The 19,056-nt window shown below is 50.8% G+C and carries 16 protein-coding genes; 14 read left to right on the plus strand and 2 right to left on the minus strand.

From position 1 onward, the window contains the following. Window positions 1–1,858: 1,858 nt before the first annotated feature. A complete protein-coding gene (locus tag A8707_RS19035; protein WP_068818786.1) occupies window positions 1,859–2,062 on the minus strand; it encodes a hypothetical protein in 204 nt (67 codons plus the stop codon). A gap of 175 nt (window positions 2,063–2,237) precedes the next feature. Then, window positions 2,238–2,915, minus strand: coding sequence for a hypothetical protein (locus tag A8707_RS19040; RefSeq protein ID WP_068818787.1), 678 nt, complete (start codon window positions 2,913–2,915; stop codon window positions 2,238–2,240). Window positions 2,916–3,422: 507 nt separating this feature from the next. Between A8707_RS19040 and A8707_RS19045 the strand changes: the two genes are divergently transcribed. From A8707_RS19045 to A8707_RS19105, 14 genes are all read left to right on the plus strand, one after another. Continuing rightward, on the plus strand, window positions 3,423–4,007 hold the full coding sequence (locus tag A8707_RS19045; RefSeq protein WP_068818788.1) for a Pvc16 family protein: 585 nt from the start codon (window positions 3,423–3,425) through the stop codon (window positions 4,005–4,007). Next, window positions 4,004–4,795, plus strand: a complete 792-nt coding sequence (locus A8707_RS19050) for a hypothetical protein (protein WP_068818789.1) — start codon at window positions 4,004–4,006, stop codon at window positions 4,793–4,795. The genes A8707_RS19045 and A8707_RS19050 overlap by 4 nt, the downstream gene beginning before the upstream one ends. Before the next feature lie 43 nt (window positions 4,796–4,838). Next, the gene (locus tag A8707_RS19055; protein WP_068818790.1) at window positions 4,839–6,563 is read left to right on the plus strand and encodes a phage tail sheath family protein; all 1,725 of its coding nucleotides are present in this window, start codon (window positions 4,839–4,841) and stop codon (window positions 6,561–6,563) included. Between the two features lie 44 nt (window positions 6,564–6,607). Beyond that, window positions 6,608–7,081 carry a phage tail protein gene (locus A8707_RS19060; RefSeq protein ID WP_068818791.1) on the plus strand — a complete coding sequence of 158 codons (474 nt, stop codon included), beginning with the start codon at window positions 6,608–6,610 and terminating at the stop codon, window positions 7,079–7,081. Further along, on the plus strand, window positions 7,078–8,613 hold the full coding sequence (locus A8707_RS19065) for a hypothetical protein (RefSeq protein ID WP_068818792.1): 1,536 nt from the start codon (window positions 7,078–7,080) through the stop codon (window positions 8,611–8,613). Before A8707_RS19060 ends, A8707_RS19065 begins: the two co-directional genes overlap by 4 nt. Beyond that, window positions 8,610–9,092, plus strand: coding sequence for a phage tail protein (locus A8707_RS19070; protein WP_068818793.1), 483 nt, complete (start codon window positions 8,610–8,612; stop codon window positions 9,090–9,092). Before A8707_RS19065 ends, A8707_RS19070 begins: the two co-directional genes overlap by 4 nt. Beyond that, the gene (locus tag A8707_RS19075) at window positions 9,089–10,084 is read left to right on the plus strand and encodes a CIS tube protein (RefSeq protein WP_068818794.1); all 996 of its coding nucleotides are present in this window, start codon (window positions 9,089–9,091) and stop codon (window positions 10,082–10,084) included. The genes A8707_RS19070 and A8707_RS19075 overlap by 4 nt, the downstream gene beginning before the upstream one ends. A 2-nt stretch (window positions 10,085–10,086) precedes the next feature. Further along, window positions 10,087–10,248, plus strand: a complete 162-nt coding sequence (locus A8707_RS28405; protein ID WP_156518727.1) for a hypothetical protein — start codon at window positions 10,087–10,089, stop codon at window positions 10,246–10,248. A gap of 213 nt (window positions 10,249–10,461) precedes the next feature. Beyond that, entirely contained in the window at window positions 10,462–11,553 is a 1,092-nt protein-coding gene (locus A8707_RS19080) for a phage late control D family protein (RefSeq protein WP_068818795.1), read from the plus strand. Then, a complete protein-coding gene (locus A8707_RS19085; RefSeq protein ID WP_068818796.1) occupies window positions 11,553–12,236 on the plus strand; it encodes a phage baseplate assembly protein V in 684 nt (227 codons plus the stop codon). The genes A8707_RS19080 and A8707_RS19085 overlap by 1 nt, the downstream gene beginning before the upstream one ends. Then, the gene (locus A8707_RS19090; protein WP_068818797.1) at window positions 12,230–13,792 is read left to right on the plus strand and encodes a hypothetical protein; all 1,563 of its coding nucleotides are present in this window, start codon (window positions 12,230–12,232) and stop codon (window positions 13,790–13,792) included. The genes A8707_RS19085 and A8707_RS19090 overlap by 7 nt, the downstream gene beginning before the upstream one ends. Window positions 13,793–13,863: 71 nt before the next feature. Beyond that, a complete protein-coding gene (locus tag A8707_RS19095) occupies window positions 13,864–14,253 on the plus strand; it encodes a GPW/gp25 family protein (protein ID WP_068818798.1) in 390 nt (129 codons plus the stop codon). Window position 14,254: 1 nt separating this feature from the next. Beyond that, window positions 14,255–16,447: a putative baseplate assembly protein gene (locus A8707_RS19100; protein ID WP_068818799.1), complete on the plus strand. Its 2,193-nt coding sequence runs from the start codon at window positions 14,255–14,257 to the stop codon at window positions 16,445–16,447. Beyond that, window positions 16,448–18,985 carry a phage tail protein gene (locus A8707_RS19105; protein ID WP_068818800.1) on the plus strand — a complete coding sequence of 846 codons (2,538 nt, stop codon included), beginning with the start codon at window positions 16,448–16,450 and terminating at the stop codon, window positions 18,983–18,985. The last annotated feature ends 71 nt before the right edge of the window (window positions 18,986–19,056 follow it).

Genomic DNA, 19,056 nt, shown 5'->3' on the forward strand with positions numbered 1-19,056 from the left:
TATCGTGATGATTCGGTTAATGCTCAAACGATTAACAAAGAACCACACCCGATGGAAAGAAAAGACCGCTTAATACTCATTTACAAACACACTCTAATTGGTTAGAGGGAGTCCCTTTGGCGAAGGCACGGCAATCCTACTTTGTGCGGTTGGTACCCACAAAAAGTGGTTCGGCTAATTCCAGTGCTTGATTTTTCTCTCATTGATTCGCCAACGTATCGAATCGTTGTCATACCCGAAATAGGAGTTTTTTGAACAAAAATCAGAGTTTATCGAATCGTTGTCATACCCGAAATAGGAGTTTTTTGAGTAAAAATCAGAGTTTTTTTGAGTAAAAATCAGAGTTTTTTTGAGTAAAAATCAGAGTTTTTTTGAGCAAAAATCAGAGGTTTTTGAGTAAAAATCAGAGTTTTTTTGAGCAAAAATCAGAGGTTTTTGAGTAAAAATCAGGATTGTTTTTTTTCGTAATCCTTATCTGTTTGATCGTTGAAAAAACTAAAGAAAACTTGATTTTCACCTTTTATTTTTTGTTTTCTTATGCAATAATTTTCCCAATGTCATAGTAGTATTTCGCTTATGGATAAGTAAAAATTAACAAGCAATAGCTTTTGACCCGGATGGGTAGCTGACAAAGCTAAGCGGACTGTTCGGAGCCAGGGAACAAACAAGTTATTTTCTAGAACTGGGCAAAGTACAACGTTGATCAAAGGAATCTTGAAACGGTAATCCAAGCTTTAGTGGCTTAGACAAGTATTCTTAGCAAAGCTGAAAGAATACTGGCTGACACGAATCAGCACTTTTATGCAAATCTTTTTTGTCGCTTACCTTAGAGAAAGGTGAGTAAGGCTTGCCATGAGTTATGTTCTCGAATAGTTCCCTAATAGTTCGTCTTGTATTCTCCATACTTTACCCTCTCCCTACTCAACTGATGAGCACTCTACAAACAGCACAAAACACCTCAAGTCATCCCTCAATTCAGTTTGAGAGTCTACCTTTTCAGGCATTTCTAACGGCCTCACTCACGTCTCTTCAATTTGTACAAGCGTTGCTGTATCTGAGTCGTATCGACACCTGCTAGCCCAGCTAGGCAGGGGGGAGAGACGAGTAGCTTGAAGCTCGGCTGAGTCTTTAGCGCTTTGTTCCCAACTCAATTGAAGCCTTTCTAGAACTATCGGATAAGACATCGAAGGCATTAGAAGGCAACGATCTTTTGATTAGAGCGTTCTAGAAGGACGCAGAACTCCCTCATTAAACCACTCATTTTCTCGTCACAAGGAAGTAGCACTATGTTCCTCTCGTTTTGTCATGTCTTTTTTTTAGAGTACGGTCAATTTCGGCAACCTGAGCGCTCTAAAAGTTACTCGTTTGTATCGCTATCGGCGATTAAAAAGTTCTCATTTCACTTATTCCAGCTTTCGTTTTATTCCATCTCTAGAACGGTAGGGAACTTAGGCTGCGTTGCTTTGAGATTGAGGTTTGATTTATGTTTTCATGGCAAGGTCAGCGTTATGGAATTGAAAAAAATAGTTATGAAGTTGTGAGATTTAGGGACTGAAACGCAGGTATCTCATCGCTCATTTCTAATCAATGATTGCTTGAATTCAATCGTAATTCTGATAAGGATTTATACCGCTTCAAGGTAGATGGTTCTTTTCTACACAAATCGTTGCCCATACCCCTACCCAGTTAAAAGACAGTTAGGAAGGCAGCAAAAAACGTTAGGTAATTAGGAAAAAAAGAGGGCTTAAAGCCGCATTCTACCGTTGGCTCTTGTGAACCTTCCCCGAAGGGAGCGCTTCTTACTCAGTCCTCTACGGAGGGAAACCCTCCTCCAAGGCTGAGCGCTTTGGTAAGTCGATTAGGCAATGCCGTTATCTAGACCAAGCTCAACGAACTCAGCTTTGAGGGCTGCAACGCTGGCTTTGAAGTTGATTGATTGGTTGGTCGTGCTGACTCGAACGGTGCATTTGGCGATGGTGTCAGCGGCGACAAATGAACGGCTCTTGCGAAGGACGTTGCAAAGTGTGAAGTAGCGATTCTTGAGATAGTTGAAGTTAGACATGATGAGATTTCCTTTGAGGTCTGAGAGATTTCACACCTGTGGAGCGGTAGCGACCCCTGGTTAGGGGTGAATGCGCCGAACACTTCGTGGCGCGTTGCGTTCGTAGATGGGAGATGCCCCGTGGTGGTCGATGCCGGTGCACGGGTTGTGCCTCATCGATGCACCCCCAATCAAATTAATTTTGCAATTGAACGATTTGTGCCAGTCCAGCAGTCACTTCTTGGACTTGACCTTCTACGAAAGTCGCCACTTCTTCAATGACTTCGGCAAGTCGTGCTGCATCGTATTGCCAGCAGCACTCCATCTCCCAATCCTTTCTCTTACCCGTGATCATATGGTTCCTGTGAAGATTAGCGGAGTCGAACCGACGGTATTCGATCGAAGGAGGCGCAAAATCCCGCCGAGATTGAATCACTAACGCCCCATACTGGGGGTTGCCGGGGCAATTATTCCTCCAGACCCCGACCCGAGAGTCTATCCGCTCTGTCAGCGCTTGGAAGATGGATTTCAGTATCTCCCCTTCGGGTTCGAGTTCCTCAGATCCAATAGTCTTTCTCGGAGAATTCGATATCTCCAGAACAAGATTGGTTATGGGCAGCCACTGTACGCCATCTTGTTTGACCGTGGAGTCACCCGACTTGAATTTCACGTAGCCAACACTCGTGCATTCGAGGAACAAATCTCCTTCGCTGTTAACCTGGGAGTTGCCAGTGCAGTTGACGGGTCCTGGCATCACTCGATCGACGGGCATGAGTCCACCGTAGATGACCAACCACGCGACTCCTTCATACCCCTCGTGGGGTCTTGGTCTTTGGTCTAATTGCTGTATTTCAGATGGTCGAAGAATAAGCATTTACTACTACTGTTGAAGGATTTGAATCCCATCGGCAAAATCTTTTAGGAAAAATTTCTGAGGATCAACGATAGCAAGTTTGAGCAGATGCACCGCCGCTTTATACGAGATTGCGTCTAAAAAAGACTGAAGTATTGTTTATACGCTCGCCATGAGCCTACTTAAAATTCTAAGGCTTGCTTTAACAAGATTTCACCTAAAGATGACCGTTGAACGTGTTGTTTTGATACATTTTCGGTATTCACTGCACTCGAATTATATGATGAAATCTGTTGCACTACTGCCAGCACTTTAAATCAGGGCAATGTGATTTTTGTAGCCAAAGACTACCCATTCGGGTACTGCATACCTTGGCTAACTGTTTAAGAATTGTGTGTAGTAACGATTGCTCGTTACGATCGCTCTCACTCAATTTGTGACTCAATTTTCTTTTTTACGATCGAGAATCAGCCCAAACAGTTGATCGATCAGCAACCATGCACCAATGGGGTCTGAGGTGAAAAACTCATGGCAAACCTGCAATCTATTCATGCCGTTGGTGAATCCCTGCGGAACTATCTGCGGAACACCTATCCATCCAGTGCGTTTACTGGGCTACCCACGTTTGATATTCAACTGATCTCTAGCGGTGAATTAGCGACGCTTGACGAGCCAACTAACACCCTGTCGCTGTTTCTACATCGCGTCACTGTCAACGAACATCTACGAGGCAGCAGACCCAACAATTCAACTCAACTCGGAGTGCCTTTATCTGTCGATTTGCACTATCTCATGACCGTTTGGGCAGACAGCGCTCTGGCAGAACACCTCGTTTTGGCATGGGCAATGCGGCAGTTTCACACGCGATCGATTTTAGATGCGTCTTCTCTGTCGCCCGAAGCGGAATGGCATTCAGGAGACACGGTTCAGCTTATTCCGGTTGATTTAAGCAATGAGGACATTATGCGAATTTGGGATCGGTTAAAGCCCTCTTATCGTTTGAGTGTGGCTTATGTAGCGAGAGTGGTGAGTATTGATGTTGATCGACAAGAGGCAGGTCGTCCTGTGGTGGCAACGCGGTTTCAGATTGACGATCGGGAGGTAATGCCATGACGCTGGTTCAGGTCGATCGCCGAGTGCTGGGCGCGATCGGGCTTGTCGATGCCACCACTAGATTGCCGATTGCACGACGGTTGCAGGTGAGCGGACGCGATCTGCATCTCGTCTGGAATCGCAGCGGCTATGCCGTAATTTATGCAGCAGAGGGACTGCAAGCTTACAGCGAGAGCTTTTTAGCGCCTGCGAGTCCTGTCGCGACGGTGTCGATTCAAGTGAGCGTGATCGATCCAGAAGGACAGTATTTGTCTAGACAGGCGACGATTAAGCTGCCTCGTGATCCTGATTCTGCAAACGCCGACACCGCAAATTCGGTATTTCAGCCAATTAGCGTGGCGATGTATCGATCGCCTGCGGCTCAAGTCGCATCTGGGTGGGCAGTGATTCGCGCCACTGCGATCGAGAAAACGACCAGTCAGCGACTTCCTTGGGCATTGATTCGCGTGGTGCAATCGGCTCCGGCTAAGGTGACGCTTTGTTTAGCCGATTGGCGAGGTGACGCTTTGATCAACGTTGCTGGAATTCCAATCACAACACCGGGTGCAGGAGGCGGTGCTGTATTGGTTAACGAGATTGATGTCACGTTAGAAATTGTTTTTGATCCCGTTCTCACTAAGATTTCAACCACGTCTGATCTATCAACTTTGGCTGATCCCAATGCTGGCTATTTGCCTGACCCCGATGATTTGGAAGTCAGGCGAGGCAGTCTGAGATCGGGCAGTCTTTCCTACAAGCTTGCAGCGGGTCGCGATCGCGCAGACACGTTAGCCGTCACATTCATATAACGATTACAGACATAACAATTCGCATTTACAAGGAGAAATCACAGTGCCCGAATATCTAGCTCCCGGTGTGTATGTCGAAGAAACTAGCTTCCGCGCTAATTCAATTTCGGGCGTGGGAACTAGCACCACTGCTTTTGTAGGTGCGACGCTCAAAGGTCCGTTTGGCGGAGTTCCAGAACTCATGACGAGCTTTGGAGAATTTGAGCGGATCTATGGTGGATTAGATGACCTCAACGGCAAAACGAATTACATTGCTCATGCGGTGCGCGTGTTTTTTGATAACGGCGGCTCGCGCCTCTATGTCTCCCGCGTGGTTTCTGCTAGTGCGAAAGCCGCTCAGTCAGACGATCTCTTAGCGAGCGCCACTGACGAAGCGCGATTTGTGGCGCGATTTAAGGGCGATGGCGGCAATGGTGAAGTCTTGCTCTATCAAAAAGAAACTCCCGTGAGCGCGGGCACGATCGCCAATGCACCGCTTGGCAGTATTTTGCGAGTCAAAACAGCAGACAATACCAAGAAGTACTATCTCAAACAAACCAATCTCAAAGCAGCAGACGATTGGAAAGACTCGGCGGATGCCGCGTTAACTGATGCGATCGTGGGAACAAATCCCGCGCCTCAGCTAGACTTGCTCACGCTTACGGTGGTGGCTCGTGACCTGAGCGGCAATGAAATTAGCTATGAAGACCTGGGATTTGATGCAAAACATCCGCGTTGGGTCGGCAGCGTTTTAGCATCAAATCCGAATCGTCGTGCCGATGCCTTAACGAATCTATTTGCGATCGCAGTAGCTCCAGCAACTGTGACGGCTCTAGCGTTACGAGATGGATTGTTTGAGACGTTTTCTCAACCTCGAAGAATTCCTTTATCAGGTGGAGTCAGTGGAGGCGATCCCAGTGTTGATGACTATAAAGCAGCACTGAAACAACTCGAATCGCTGGAAGATATCTCGATCGTGGCTTCTCCTGGTCACTCAGCGTTAGCCGAAACGTTATTTTTAGGAGTCCAACAAGAGCTATTAAACTTTGTTTCTCGACGACGTGCGTATCAAATCGCGGTGCTTGACACGCCGCCGAATCAAAGCCTGAATGAGGCGCGAACGGTGCGGAGTCGTCTCGATTCTTCCTATGCAGCTCTCTATTATCCGTGGGTGGTGGTTGCAAATCCTCAAGCCCGATCGGGCAGTGCCGCCCCCGCCGAATTAACCTTGCCTCCGTCTGGGTTTCTGTGTGGAATCTATGGGCGAAGTGATGTAGAGCGGGGAGTTTATAAGGCTCCTGCCAATGAAATTGTGCGGGGAGCCATCCGATTTGAAACCGCCATTAACTTTGCTCAACAAGAAGTGTTGAATCCTTTGGGGGTGAATTGTCTGCGGTTCTTCCCCGGTCGAGGCTATCGCGTTTGGGGTGCCCGCACGATTAGCTCTGACTCCAATTGGAAGTATGTCAACATTCGCCGTTACTTCAATTATCTAGAAGCATCCATCGATCGCAGCACACAAAATCTGGTGTTTGAACCGAATGGAGAACGCCTCTGGACAAATGTCCGCGATACAATTTCGGCGTTTTTGTATAGCGAATGGGTGTCCGGCGCACTGCTCGGCGGCAGCTATCAAGAAGCCTATTTTGTGAAATGCGATCGCAGTACGATGACACAGCAAGATCTCGACGAAGGCAGACTGATTTGTTTAATCGGAGTCGCCGCGATCAAGCCTGCCGAATTTGTGATCTTCCGCATCGGTCAGAAAACGGCAGACTCACGCGGTTAACTTTTTGAATCGTCTGACCTTCGACACACCCTGGAGAATGATTTATGTCCGATCGTACTTTTCCTTACAGCGCGTTTAACTTCTTAGTTAAATGGGATAACGGCGTTGATCCGACCACTGCGCTAGGTGGCTTTTCAGATGTTTCGGGGATCAACACCGAAATGACGATGGCAGAATATCGCAACGGCAACGAACTCGAAAACCATGTCCGCAAAGTGCCAGGATTGCATAAAGTAGGCGATGTCACCCTCAAACGCGGCATCATTAAATCAACCGATTTTTGGAACTGGATCAATGCAACTCGTCACACGGGAGTGAATGCAAAACGCGAAGTTGTGATCACACTTCAAGATGAATCTGGTAAGCCTGTGCAGTCGTGGAAATTACGCGGTGTTGTACCGATGAAATATACAGGGCCGACACTCGCGGGTAAAGGCGGTGATGTTGCAATGGAAGAACTCGTGCTTTCGGCAGAAGGCTTGGTGTTGGTCGATAGCACCGGGAATGATGTCGGATGAGCAGCTTAGTGTTTGAAACAGCCCCTCCGATCGTAGCGAGTGCTCCCAATCGATCGGACATCGCCTGCTTTATCGGATTTGTAAAAAGGCGCAACACCGCGTTGCCGTCTCAGATTCGCCGCTGGCTGCAAGAACAAGGCTGGACAGATGCACCCAGAATGGAGGATTTGCTTGATTTGCCCGTTGTGATCGAGGCTTGGGATCAGTTCGATCGATTGTTTGCTTGGGAGCAGCGTCCCCTCAATCCGTTCAATCAAATCGGCAGTACTTATCTAGGTGCAGCCGTCCGATCGTTCTTTGCTCAAGGCGGACGCAAATGCTATGTGATTAGAGTCGGTGATCCCTGGCGATTGACTAATCCACAATCAGAGCGACTGGCGAACATTGAAAAACTGATTCCGGGCTATCCGACTGCATTTAAGGGTTCCGCAGTGGATCAAGCAAGCTGGCATGGAGTCGGACATCTATTTGGCTTGCCCGATGTGTCTTATGTGTGTTTGCCCGATTTAGCAGATGCAGTAGCAATCGATCGCCAACGTCTTGATCCGCCGAAGCTTCCTGCCCCGCCTTTAGAGCAGTTTGTTGAATGCTCGGAGCCAGTGCCGCAAAGGGTCGATCAAGCCTCCCGATTGTTCCAAGCTCCTCGCTGTGATACTGGCGGCTATGTTGCTTGGACAAAAGCTCTACAGCTTGTGGCAGATTTGCTCAGTCGTCAACAGCGAGAAGTGCAGTTGATTGCCTCAGTACCTCTGCCAGAAGTCGATCGAGATTTGCTGACTTTCTTCACGCAGCCGACACCGGGATTTGTGCCGCCATTAGCGATCGCAGTTCCTGACGAAGGGTTGGCGAGTGCGTTTGTTCAGCTTGCGTATCCGTGGGTGCAAACGCCCGGATCGGTGAATCTGCCAGAGCAATTAGAAAGCCCGGATGCCGTTTTAGCAGGTGTGCTGGCTCGAAATGCACTAACACGCGGTAGTTTTCGCAGTGCGGCAAATTTGCATTTAGCAGATGTGCAGCAGGTTTATCCGATTCTGACCCGCGATCGCTTGCTGCATTCTCAGCCCGATAGTGCGACTCGATCAACGCGGCACACACTGCTTCAGCGCATTTCTGTGTTGGGAACCACTCCGAGCGGGCTACGGTTGCTCTCCGATGTCACAACTAGCCTCGATGAGAGCTATCGCCCCGCTAGTATCAATCGTCTCGTTTCGGCGATCGTGCGAGCGGCAAGACGATTGGGTGAAGAAGTCGTGTTTGAAGCATCGGGCGAAAAACTGTGGATGCGGCTGCGAGGTAGCCTCACGACCTTGATGAGTGGCTTGCTGCAAGCAGGGGCGCTGCAAGATGCGGAGGCGACGGCGTTTGCGGTGCGCTGCGATCGAGACACGATGACTCAGCAAGATATCGATCAAGGTCGCGTCATTGCTCAGATCGAATTTGTCGCCGCCGCCCCGATCGACCAAATCACGATCGTGCTGGCGCTCAATACAGGCGGACAGGTTTCGCTGATTCCATCTCAGGAGGCGGTATGAGTAGCTCGTATCCGTTGCAGGTGTTTCGCTTTCAGGTCACGTTTCAAAAAGATCCGTTGCCCAACAGTGGCGATACGGCTCCGGTGCAGATGAGCGCAGCGTTTTCAGAATGCACGGGGCTAGAAGCGACGATGGAGCCAAAAGCGATCAAAGAAGGCGGACGCAACTATGGAGCCGCACAGCGCACCGGACAGGTGACATTTGCCACCGTTATTTTGAAGCGTGGTATGACCCGCGATCGCGACTTATGGAACTGGTTTACTCTGGTCACTCAGGGAGCCTATGCCCATCGTCGCACCGCCACGATTACTTTATTCGACACGAGCGGCGCAGGCGTTTTGTCCTGGCAGCTAGAGAAGGCGATGCCCGTCAAATTTAAAGCCGCTGACCTAAATGCGAAGGGCACCGAGATCGGCGTTGAAGAACTGCATTTTGTCCATGAAGGATTAAGTCTGATGAGAGGAGAAGGAACGCTATGAGCGAACAAATTACACGCGCGACCTTCACGCCGCAAACAGGAAATAAAACAGCGATCGCAGTCCACTTCAATCCGGTTTCGTTACAGATTTCGATTAACAACACATTAGAAGATAAAGGCAAAGGGAAAGATAAAAAACAATACATTTCTAAAACAGCGGCAACGCTGGCGATGGACTTAGTGTTTGATACGACTCATAAAGGCAGCGACGTGCGGTTAGAAACCCAAAAGATTGCCCGATTTATGGAGCCAGGGAAAGAACCGGGCGATCAGAAGATTCCCACGATCGTGCTGTTTGAGTGGGGCACGTTTAAGTTTCAAGGATTGATTCAATCCTATGGAGAAACGATCGATTTCTTTTCATCAGACGGGGTGCCACTACGCGCAAGTATTAAGTTGACGATGGCGCGTCAAGAAGAAGTGTTTGAGCCTAGCCCAGAGCCGCCAAGTGATTCATCCGTTCAGGTGTCAGGCGGGGCAGGAATCAGCGCGACTGCCGTGGCTTCGATCGGAGGTTCACTCGATGCAGGACGAGCGATCGCGACGGCAAATGGTCAAGACAGTCTGCGGTTTTCGAGCGGTGCGTTTACTTTGGATGCTTCGATTAAGCTGAGTCCCCCGATCGCATTCGCTACGGGCGGCGCTGGCATTGGTGGCGGTATTGGCATCGGTGGCGGTATTGGCATCGGTGGAGATATTGGAGTTGGTGGCGGTGCTGGAATTAGTGGCGGTATTGGAATTAGCATTAGTGGAAGTGCTTCCGCAGGAATTTCTGCAAGTGAAGGAGCGTTTGCAGGATTACGTGTCTCTAGCAATCCGATTTCCGTTGTTCAAATTGACACGAATCGATTCATTCAGCCGAGCGAATCTGTGGGATTTGCTACGAGTCGCAATGCGAGTTTTCAAGTCGGTGGACAGGCAGAAATTGAAGGATCTGCCAGCTTAAGCACCAATGTTCGATCGAGAGCCAACATTCAGTTTGAGGAGGATTAATCATGCCTGTTGTGTTTGATCAAGTCATTGGCGAAGTCGTTCCCCCCGTGCCGTTGACCCAAGACGAGCCGGACAATTCACCTCCGGTTGCGTTTGTTGATCGAGGATTGCAAACCACGCTGAGGCATTTAGAAAAACGCCGTGCGAGATTAAAAGCCGATTAGTGTTGATTCTCTAACGTCAGTTCGACAGAAGCAGTTCGCTCCGATGATGAATTCGGGAAGCCCCCTAAATCCCCCAAATTGGGGGACTTTAAGCCAAGACCTTTAGTTTCAAAGTTCCCCAGAATGGGGGATTTAGGGGGCAGAAGCCGCCCCAAACGAAGCAAAAAACTCATCGAATTCACATCTCTCTAAAATCTTGTCCTCTTGTTAGCCATGCCAGAAACCCAACTCAGCCCTTTTGCCGTCTACAGCGCCCAGCCCACCGTGCGGATCAATTCTCAGGAATATCCCAAAGTGAGCGAATCGATTTTGGCGATGGAAATGACCGAGCAAGACGGCGGAATGTCAGCCCTAGAACTAAAACTGAGCAATGTCGTCAGCGATCCCAACGGCGGCGCAGCTTTGGCATTTGAAGACAACCAAATCTTAAAACTAGGAGCCACGATCGCGCTGTATGCAGGGGACGCAACAGCACCGCAAGAAATCTTTCAGGGCGCGATCACGGGGCTAGAAGTAGACTTCCCCGAAAACGGATCGCCAGATATTACGGTTCTGGCTGAGGATGTCTTTCAACGGGCACGCATGGCGCGACGAAGCAAAGTTCACACCGATGTCTCGATCGCGGATTTAGCGCGACAGCTTGCTAATCAACTCAGCCTTACTCCGGTGATCACGGGACTGACGGACTCGATCGGGACTCAAGTGCAGCTTAACGAGAGTGATCTCGCCTTTTTGCGGCGACTGCTCGATCGCTACGATGGCGATCTGCAAGTGGTCGGCAAAGAACTACACGTTTCACCCAATGCGGATGTGCGGCGCGGCAGTGTAGAACTGGTGCTAAATAGCCAACTCCGACGGGCAAAAGTCTTCGCTGACCTGGCGCACCAAGTGACTGAAGTCACCGTTAACGGCTGGAATCCGGCTCAGGGGCAGCGAGTCAGCGCCAGCAGTCAAGGCGCACATCTGCGATCGGGCGCTGGCACTCCTGGCTCACAGATTTTGAAGAAGACATTGGGCGATCGCGCTCATCATTTATCTCACTTAGCGGTCACTACCGATGCCGAGGCGCAAGCGGTTGCCGATGCTGCGTTTGACGATCGGGCGCGGCAGTTTGTCTGCGTCGAAGGCACTGCCGATGGCAATCCTGCGCTGCGAGTCGGGACACATTTGACGCTTAAAGGTTTGGGCGATCGCTTTAGCAACACCTACATTGTGACTCGTGCCTGTCATCGCTTTAGTTTGGATGTAGGCGGCGGCTATGTCACCGACTTTGAAGCCGAATGTGCATTTTGGGGAGGAAACTAATGCAGCCGATTTTTGAGCATCCAACTACAGCACTGCACGGCAGCTATCTGGGAGAAGTCGTATCGGTGAGCGATCCTGACAACCTTTCTAAGGTGCAGGTGCGGCTGTTTAACTTCAATGACGTTGACCAACAGGACGCGCCAATTTGGGCAAGAGTGGCGGTGCCCGTTGCAGGGTCTAATTACGGGGCGTTTTTGCTGCCCGATGTGGGAGACGAAGTGCTGATCACGTTTGTGAATGGCGATGCTCGGCTGCCAATGGTGATCGGATCGCTGTGGAACGGTTCCGCGACTGCTCCCGAAACGCTTGGCGGCGGAACCGTCGATCGCTGGACTCTGGTCGGAAAAGCCCAAACGCGCATTGCGATCGTTGAAGAATCTCCGGGAAATGCCACGATCTCGCTCACAACTCCGGGCGGGGTCAGTGGCACACTCACCCAAACCGCCGGAGGAAAAATCGAGTTTGAAGCCGCAGGAACAACCGTCACAGTGGACACCAGCGGAGTCACGGTGCAGAGTGCGGGACGGGTGAATGTGAGCGCCAGTCAAGTCGAAGTCACGGCAGGACAAGTCACCGTAAACGCTGCGATTTCAACTTTTTCGGGGGTTGTCAAATGTGACACCTTGATTGCAACCACCGTGGTTTCGACCACTTACACACCGGGAGCCGGAAACATATGGTAGACCATGCTGTGATTCTACAAGCGGTGGGCGTGAGTCAGGTTGCAGACCAGCCCAACTTACCCAAATCCTATGATTTGCGCCCTACGATTCTCAAGCGAACGGAGCAAGATTTTATTGGCTCTGTTTTAGACGAATTGAAGAGTGGAAGAGGAATTCAGGCATTAACCGGAGTGATTCATTCTCATCACGCTAGCGAACCTTTAACCTTTCTACAGCCTGTTCATCGCACGTTCTATTTAGTGATTTTGGAGATTGCTTGCGATCCATTTAATCAACCCTATTTGCAGCCTCGTCTCGATCCTCGCAAAATCGAGAGCGCTGGGTTAGTGGTGCGTCGAGTCGCTGACAGCGGTAAGCATGAAGGCTGGCGAAAGCAGGGGCATTCGGTGCGCGGCTGGATTCCGTTTGATACTGAAGACGCAGCAAGGCTTGATCCTGATCCCGATCGCCGATCCCAAATTTCGTCAGGACTGCCAGAACTCGATCGCTTACTCTCTCCCCATGCGCCGCTTGCTGAAAGTGTTGCGCCCCTCTATGTCGCTCCGCCCGATGTCTGTCAGGCAGTGGGACGCACGATTTTGTATGGCGTGATTCCGGTGACTAGCTCAGAGTTTAGTGAAGCGCCTCCGATTACGCCATCGGCAGATGATCCTGAAACGTTGAAACAGTTAGACGCTGCCATTCTAGAAATGCTGCCTTATTATTTGCGACCGGGCGGCGATCGGAGCGAACCTAAACCCGGCAGAGTATTAACAGCTGACCAAGCGGATGATCAAAACTTACGCGAGTTTATAGCGACGCTGCAACAGTTAAAGTTTCAGTTCCGGCTGTTTGATGCTGATCTCGCGAGTGTGGCACTCTTGCAAGCACTCAATCAAGCGATCGTGGCTCCTGACACTCCAAATGCCCAACCGCTGGGTGATTTTTTGGCTTTGGCGAGTCGCATTTTAATCGATCGAGAAGCCGGATTATCGGTGACGCTGCCTCAAAAATGGGCGACCTTTAGCGACGCGCAAAACCGCACGATTCCAGAACTGGCAAGGGCAGCATTGATGAGTCATCTATCCGCACTCACAGCGGGTGAAAGTCGATTTGAAGCGTTAGAGGCACAATATCAAGTCCGGGCGTTTGTGCGGCTAAAATCCACAGATAGCTGTGTGCATCCTCCGTTATGGAGTGACTACAGCGATGCGTTTACGATCGCGCCTTGGTATGAATCTAGCGGTCAGCCTCCGGTGAAAGTGGTGTTGCCCGACATTTTGAATCCCAAAGCGTTGGCGAGTCTTAAACCTAGCGTTGCGTTCTCGGTTCCGCCCAAGCTATTTAACTTTCTTAAGCAAAAAGATTTTGCGAAATCTGCCTTGTCTGAGAAGGTTAAAGATGGAGCTGATGATGGCATTGCCTGGATTTGTTCGTTTAATATCCCCATCATTACGCTTTGTGCTTACTTAGTCCTTAATATTTTCTTACAACTGTTCAACATTGTGTTTTGGTGGATCTTGATCGTAAAGATTTGTCTTCCTGTTCCTAAAAAGCTTTTTCCTAAGCCGAAGTAGTGTTTTAGAAGTTGATGTTTTTACGTTTATTTAAGTATTGCGATCCGAAGTTTTAATTCAACGTTGCCCTCATGCCTCCCAATCCTCCCCCGATCGGATTCCCGCTTCTCGCTGTCCCTAATGCCAACGGACAGATTAATTTTTCCAGTCTCGAAGTCAGCATTCGGCAATCGATTCAGGTGATTTTGCAAACTCGACCGGGCGAACAGTTGATGCACCCTGACTTTGGGGCAGGGCTGCAAATCTTTTTGCAAGAATCCAACACGCTTGTAACTCGTCGCCGACTGCACGATCGCATTACTGATTCTTTGACTCGCTGGGAGCCGCGCATTTTAATCGATCGCGTCGAGGTCGAAACGGTGCCCGATCAGCCGACTCATTTACGCATCGAAGTTTGGTATCGCTTGCGGCGCACGGGTGTCGCGCAACATCTCGGTCTCACTATGCAACTGGAGGTTTAGTATGCCGATTCGCCCTCCAAATTTAGACGATCGCAGCTTTGATGATTTAGTTGCCGAAGCGCTGTCTCGCATTCCTGCTCACACGCCAGAATGGACGCACGCTCGCGTCGGCGATCCAGGACGCACGATCGTAGAGTTGTTTGCGTGGCTCACCGATACGCTGCTCTATCGCGCCAACTTGATTCCTGAGCGACAGCGATTGGCATTTTTGCGGCTGCTCGGCGTGCAGATGCGTCCGGCATTGCCTGCCAAAGGCATCGTCACCGTCTCCAACGATCCCCAAGCGACTCAAGCCGTGATGCTGCAACCGCTGGCGACGATTAAAGGAGTCGTCAATTTTGAAACTCGTGCTGAGATGACGGTGTTTCCGGTGACGGCTGAACTGTATTACAAACGGCTGTTAGCTCCCGCAGAAGCCGTAAAACTTGCAGACATTGTTCAAGGACTTCAGCAGGCCTACCAGCTTCAATCTGCGGCGATTCCCTATGTGACTACGCCGATTTTTGCGGCTGCCAAGCCCGACCCTCAAGGCTTTGACCTGATTAAACAGACTGTCGATCAGTGCCTTTGGATCGCCATTCTCGCGGCTGAACCAAAATTTGTAGACGCTGCAAGATTAGCGATCGGAACCAACTCAGTCGGGGGGCAACCCTTGCTGAATGTGGGCGTGATGCCCGCGATAGCCGTTCCCGATTTGTTTGAAGAGATTGGGACTCGCGCCCGGATTCCTCACGTTTGGGAGATTAGCACTGGGCAAGAAATCGCCGGAGTGCCGCAATATTTGAGCCTGAATGTGATTGCTGATTCGACATCGGGACTGACGCGGCGGGGAGTGATCAGGCTGGCAATGCCGTCACCCAACTATATTGGCGCACCCACTAACGATGTTCGCACTCGCCTCAACGCTGGAACGGGCGATCGTCCGCCTCGGATTGATGCGCCCGAAGTGGCGGCGCGGTTAGTCACCTGGCTGCGGCTGCGTCCGAGTCGTCACGATCTGCAAACGCTGTCTCTAAGCTGGATGGGCATCAACGCGATCGAGATTGACCAACGGCAAACCCTCACAGGTCGAGTGATCGGAGAAAGCGACGGCAGCGCTGACCAAGAATTTCAGCTACCAGGACAGGCGATCGAGCCAGAAACGCTGCAAATTCAAGTCGAAGAAACGGGGCGCGGCTATCAACCTTGGGTCGCGATCGACGATCTCGCCCTTGCGGGACAAAACGCCAGCGTCTATCGATTAGACAGCGAGGCGGGGACGATTCGATTTGGCAACGGGGTGCAAGGACAGATTCCAGAAACGGGGCGACGCATTCGAGTGGCGTTGATGCGATCGGGCGGGGGCATCGTCGGCAATCTGCCAGCCAATTCGCTCAACGGCATTACAGCAAAAGATGTGCGCGGCACTCTCGTCACGAAGCTCAAGGTTCAGCAACCGTTGCCGATGCAAGGCGGCGTGGAAAGCGAAACGTTAGCCGAGGCAGAAACTCGGATTCCGGGACTGTTTCGACATCGCGATCGCGCCGTGACTGCCGATGACTATCAGCGATTGGCAGCAGAGACTCCGGGGGTGCGGCTCGGTCGAGTCGAAGTGTTGCCAAGATTTAAACCTCAGCAGCGACGATTTGATATTCCAGGTGTGGTTTCTGTGATGGTTTTACCGTTCCAAGAGTCGCTAGAATTACCAAATCCACGAGTCGATCGTCCGCTATTAGAATCGGTGCAGTCTTATCTAGATTCTCGTCGTCCTCTCGCCACCGAACTCTATGTAATCGGATGCGAATATGTTCCGATTGGCGTTAGCGTTGGTGTTCAGATTCAAAACGGCTTTGGGCAAGATGGCGTTTTGTTAGCCGTGCGGAAGGCTCTGCAACGATTTTTGTTTGCGATCGCCCCCGGTGGAATCGATGAAAAAGGCTGGAGCTTAGGCAGAACGGTTAAAGCGAGAGAATTAGAGGTAGTCGTTGCCAGAGTGCCCGGTGTCTTGGCAGTTTTGAATATTCGTCTCTTTCAGCAGATGGGCGCTCCGGTGCGCTGGCAATCGGTGTCTGAAGTCAGTCTCGCCGCTTGGCAACTGCCCGAACTCTTAGCGGTCGTCGTCGTCGCAGATGAAGATGCGCCCGAAACGCTGACCTCGATTCCATTTGGCGATCGCTCAGGTGTTGCTGTTCCTGTTGTCCCGGAGGTCTGCTAAATGGACGCGAACGGCTTGCGATTTTGGATGTTGGCAACCGCCCAACAGTGGACGAAGACAAAAGATCTGCCGCCGCTTCAGTACGATGAGCAGTGCCGCCGTTTGCGCCTTGCGAGTGAGCGACTTTTGCCGCAGTGGAGTCAGTCCACGTCGATCGAGCCAACCTTGGAGGCTACGGCGATCGCTCATTTAGAGCAAGTGCCGCAAACCTTGGATAGCTATGGCACACGAGCCTTTTGGGAGCCGACATCCGGCAAAATTTTGGCGACGGGTGCCCTGCCGCGATCTGTGCCCATTTTCACGCCCGAAGCCAGCAATCCGCCGACTGATCTGGTGATGGGCTACGACGGGATTCTTTACGTCGCACTGAGTTCGGGTGCGGTGATGTTGGTTGATCGTCGCGATCGCTGGTTGCCGATCCCAGTACAAGCCGATGGCTTCAAAGCTTGGAGATTGGCGGCTGATCCTGCTGGGGGCGTTTGGGTACTCGATCGAGAAAATCGCCAGCTTGGAAAAGTGTTAGGCGTTCCCTTTCCGACCCAGCCAGCCGGAAAGTATGCCGAAGATATCTTTCGCCCCTGTGACGAAAATCCTAATCCGCCGCGTCTTGTCGTTTGGCAGACATCGAGCTTGCCCAGCGATGAACTACCGATCGGGATTGCAACAAATCCCGATGGCGACCTAGCGCTGCTGACTTGGCTCACCGATGGAACGCCTAAAATTCGCATCCTGCACTCTCATCAGTGGACTCCTGCGATCGCTCTCATGGGATGTCGATATCCGTTTAGTTTGAGTTGGGTGACGGTCGATCGGATTGCCGGTCTCGTGAGCGATTTGCTGACCGAAGCGCCTGTGTATGCAGTGCCTAAATTCGCAGTCGAGCCATCCGAAGTGACTCAAGTGCAGCCTGTAGGCGATCTTTACCCGCTACATGAACACACGGGACATCCTTTTTTACATAGTTTAAGCTTGCCGCCTCACTATCCGACTGCGACTGAGAGCGCGCCGCTTTATCATTTATCGCTGCCGTCTTATGCCCGTCAAGGAGCCGCGATTAGCGCTGGGCGAAACTCCGAAGGAACCGCTCCTGCTGCCTTAGATAGTGGCACTTCGCAAACCGAGTGGCATCGCCTCTATTTAGAAGCCGTCATTCCGGCAAATGGCGAGATTCACGTTGACTTAGCCGCAACGGATCAGCCGATTCTACCTGATGCGCCAGAATGGTTTGAGCATTCGTTTGGGACAGTCCAAAAATCGGGTAAGCCTTGGGGCGCTTGGGTGTCGGCTGCGTCTGAGATTCCCTTTCATCCGGGTCTGTTGAATGTCGATCGAGAAAAAGATCGATCGGGGTTATTTACGCTGCTGATTCAACGGCACGATCGACAAGTGAGAACGCTGCAAGGGCGCTATCTCTGGGTGCGAGTGCGAATGATCGGCGACGGGCGCACGACTCCAGAGTTAGCAGCGCTGCGAGTGTATGGATCGCGATTCTCTTATGTGAATCACTATTTACCCGAACTCTATCGCGAAACTGTGTTTGGCAGCGATCGAGATACTGTCGGTGCTGCGACTTCGGCTGATTTTCTAGAGCGATTTCTTGCTAACTTTGAGGGGATTCTCACTCCCATTGAGGATCGCATTGCCAATAGCCATCTACTCACCGATCCTCGCACTACGACCGAAGACGCGATCGAGTGGTTAGGAAGCTGGATTGGCGTGACGTTTGATCCGGCTTATTCGTCGGCTCGTCGTCGCCGCTTGATCGAGGCTGCACCCGCGTTATATCGTCATCGCGGCACCCTAACCGGATTGCAGCAGGCGCTCGATATTGCCACTGACGGAGCCGTGAGCAAGGGCGCGATCGTGGTGTTAGAAGATTTTAGATTGCGTCGCACCTTTGCCACGATTTTAGGCGCAGATTTAGCCGATGAAACCGATCCTTTATTTGCCGGATTAGTGATGAGCGGCAATTCTTACGTTGGTGACACGCTCGTTTTGGGTGACGAAACTCGCCAGGAATTTTTAGCATTATTTCGGGCAGACATCGAGACAAATTCGTTTAAAAAACAGGCAGAAGAAGCGGCGATCTCAGCATTTTTTGATCAACTCGCCTATCGCACCACAATTTTTGTCCATCAGGAAGTCACGCCGCAGGATCTCGGCTTAATTCGTCGCGTAGTTGACCTAGAAACTCCGGCTCATGTGTTGTCTCGCGTGGTGTCTGCCAGCAGTTCGCTCATGGTCGGTGTTGCTTCGCTCGTGGGCGTTGACACCTATCTCAACGCAAAACCCAAACCCCAAGCGGTCGCCCTCAACAAAAGCCAAATTGGAGTGCGCGATCGCTTGCTGCGTCATGCCAGTCTTGATCCCCGTTTAGAAGGAGGTATCGATGTTGAACCCGTTTTGCAATCCCCGATTGCGAGGCTTATATCACGTCCGATCGCCGAGTTTGGACAGTCGTTTCAGCTAGACGGCAATCAGTCGCAAGCGTTTGATGGACACACGATCGCGCAGTATAAATGGGCAAAATTGGAATAGCTGAGGTAATGCAACCAAAACAAAAATTAAATAATTCTCGATTAAAAACGATCACGTTGATAAACCATTCA

The sequence above is a fragment of the Phormidesmis priestleyi BC1401 genome, assembly GCF_001650195.1.
Taxonomy (GTDB): Bacteria; Cyanobacteriota; Cyanobacteriia; order Leptolyngbyales; family Leptolyngbyaceae; genus Phormidesmis_A; species Phormidesmis_A priestleyi_B.

Bases quoted from the DNA above. Each gene is read 5' to 3' on its own strand.
- A8707_RS19035 (WP_068818786.1), bottom strand. From the start codon at position 2,062: ATGTCTAACTTCAACTATCTCAAGAATCGCTACTTCACACTTTGCAAC.
- A8707_RS19040 (WP_068818787.1), bottom strand. From the start codon at position 2,915: ATGCTTATTCTTCGACCATCTGAAATACAGCAATTAGACCAAAGACCA.
- A8707_RS19045 (WP_068818788.1), top strand. From the start codon at position 3,423: ATGGCAAACCTGCAATCTATTCATGCCGTTGGTGAATCCCTGCGGAAC.
- A8707_RS19050 (WP_068818789.1), top strand. From the start codon at position 4,004: ATGACGCTGGTTCAGGTCGATCGCCGAGTGCTGGGCGCGATCGGGCTT.
- A8707_RS19060 (WP_068818791.1), top strand. From the start codon at position 6,608: ATGTCCGATCGTACTTTTCCTTACAGCGCGTTTAACTTCTTAGTTAAA.
- A8707_RS19065 (WP_068818792.1), top strand. From the start codon at position 7,078: ATGAGCAGCTTAGTGTTTGAAACAGCCCCTCCGATCGTAGCGAGTGCT.
- A8707_RS19070 (WP_068818793.1), top strand. From the start codon at position 8,610: ATGAGTAGCTCGTATCCGTTGCAGGTGTTTCGCTTTCAGGTCACGTTT.
- A8707_RS19075 (WP_068818794.1), top strand. From the start codon at position 9,089: ATGAGCGAACAAATTACACGCGCGACCTTCACGCCGCAAACAGGAAAT.
- A8707_RS28405 (WP_156518727.1), top strand. From the start codon at position 10,087: ATGCCTGTTGTGTTTGATCAAGTCATTGGCGAAGTCGTTCCCCCCGTG.
- A8707_RS19080 (WP_068818795.1), top strand. From the start codon at position 10,462: ATGCCAGAAACCCAACTCAGCCCTTTTGCCGTCTACAGCGCCCAGCCC.
- A8707_RS19085 (WP_068818796.1), top strand. From the start codon at position 11,553: ATGCAGCCGATTTTTGAGCATCCAACTACAGCACTGCACGGCAGCTAT.
- A8707_RS19090 (WP_068818797.1), top strand. From the start codon at position 12,230: ATGGTAGACCATGCTGTGATTCTACAAGCGGTGGGCGTGAGTCAGGTT.
- A8707_RS19095 (WP_068818798.1), top strand. From the start codon at position 13,864: ATGCCTCCCAATCCTCCCCCGATCGGATTCCCGCTTCTCGCTGTCCCT.
- A8707_RS19100 (WP_068818799.1), top strand. From the start codon at position 14,255: ATGCCGATTCGCCCTCCAAATTTAGACGATCGCAGCTTTGATGATTTA.
- A8707_RS19105 (WP_068818800.1), top strand. From the start codon at position 16,448: ATGGACGCGAACGGCTTGCGATTTTGGATGTTGGCAACCGCCCAACAG.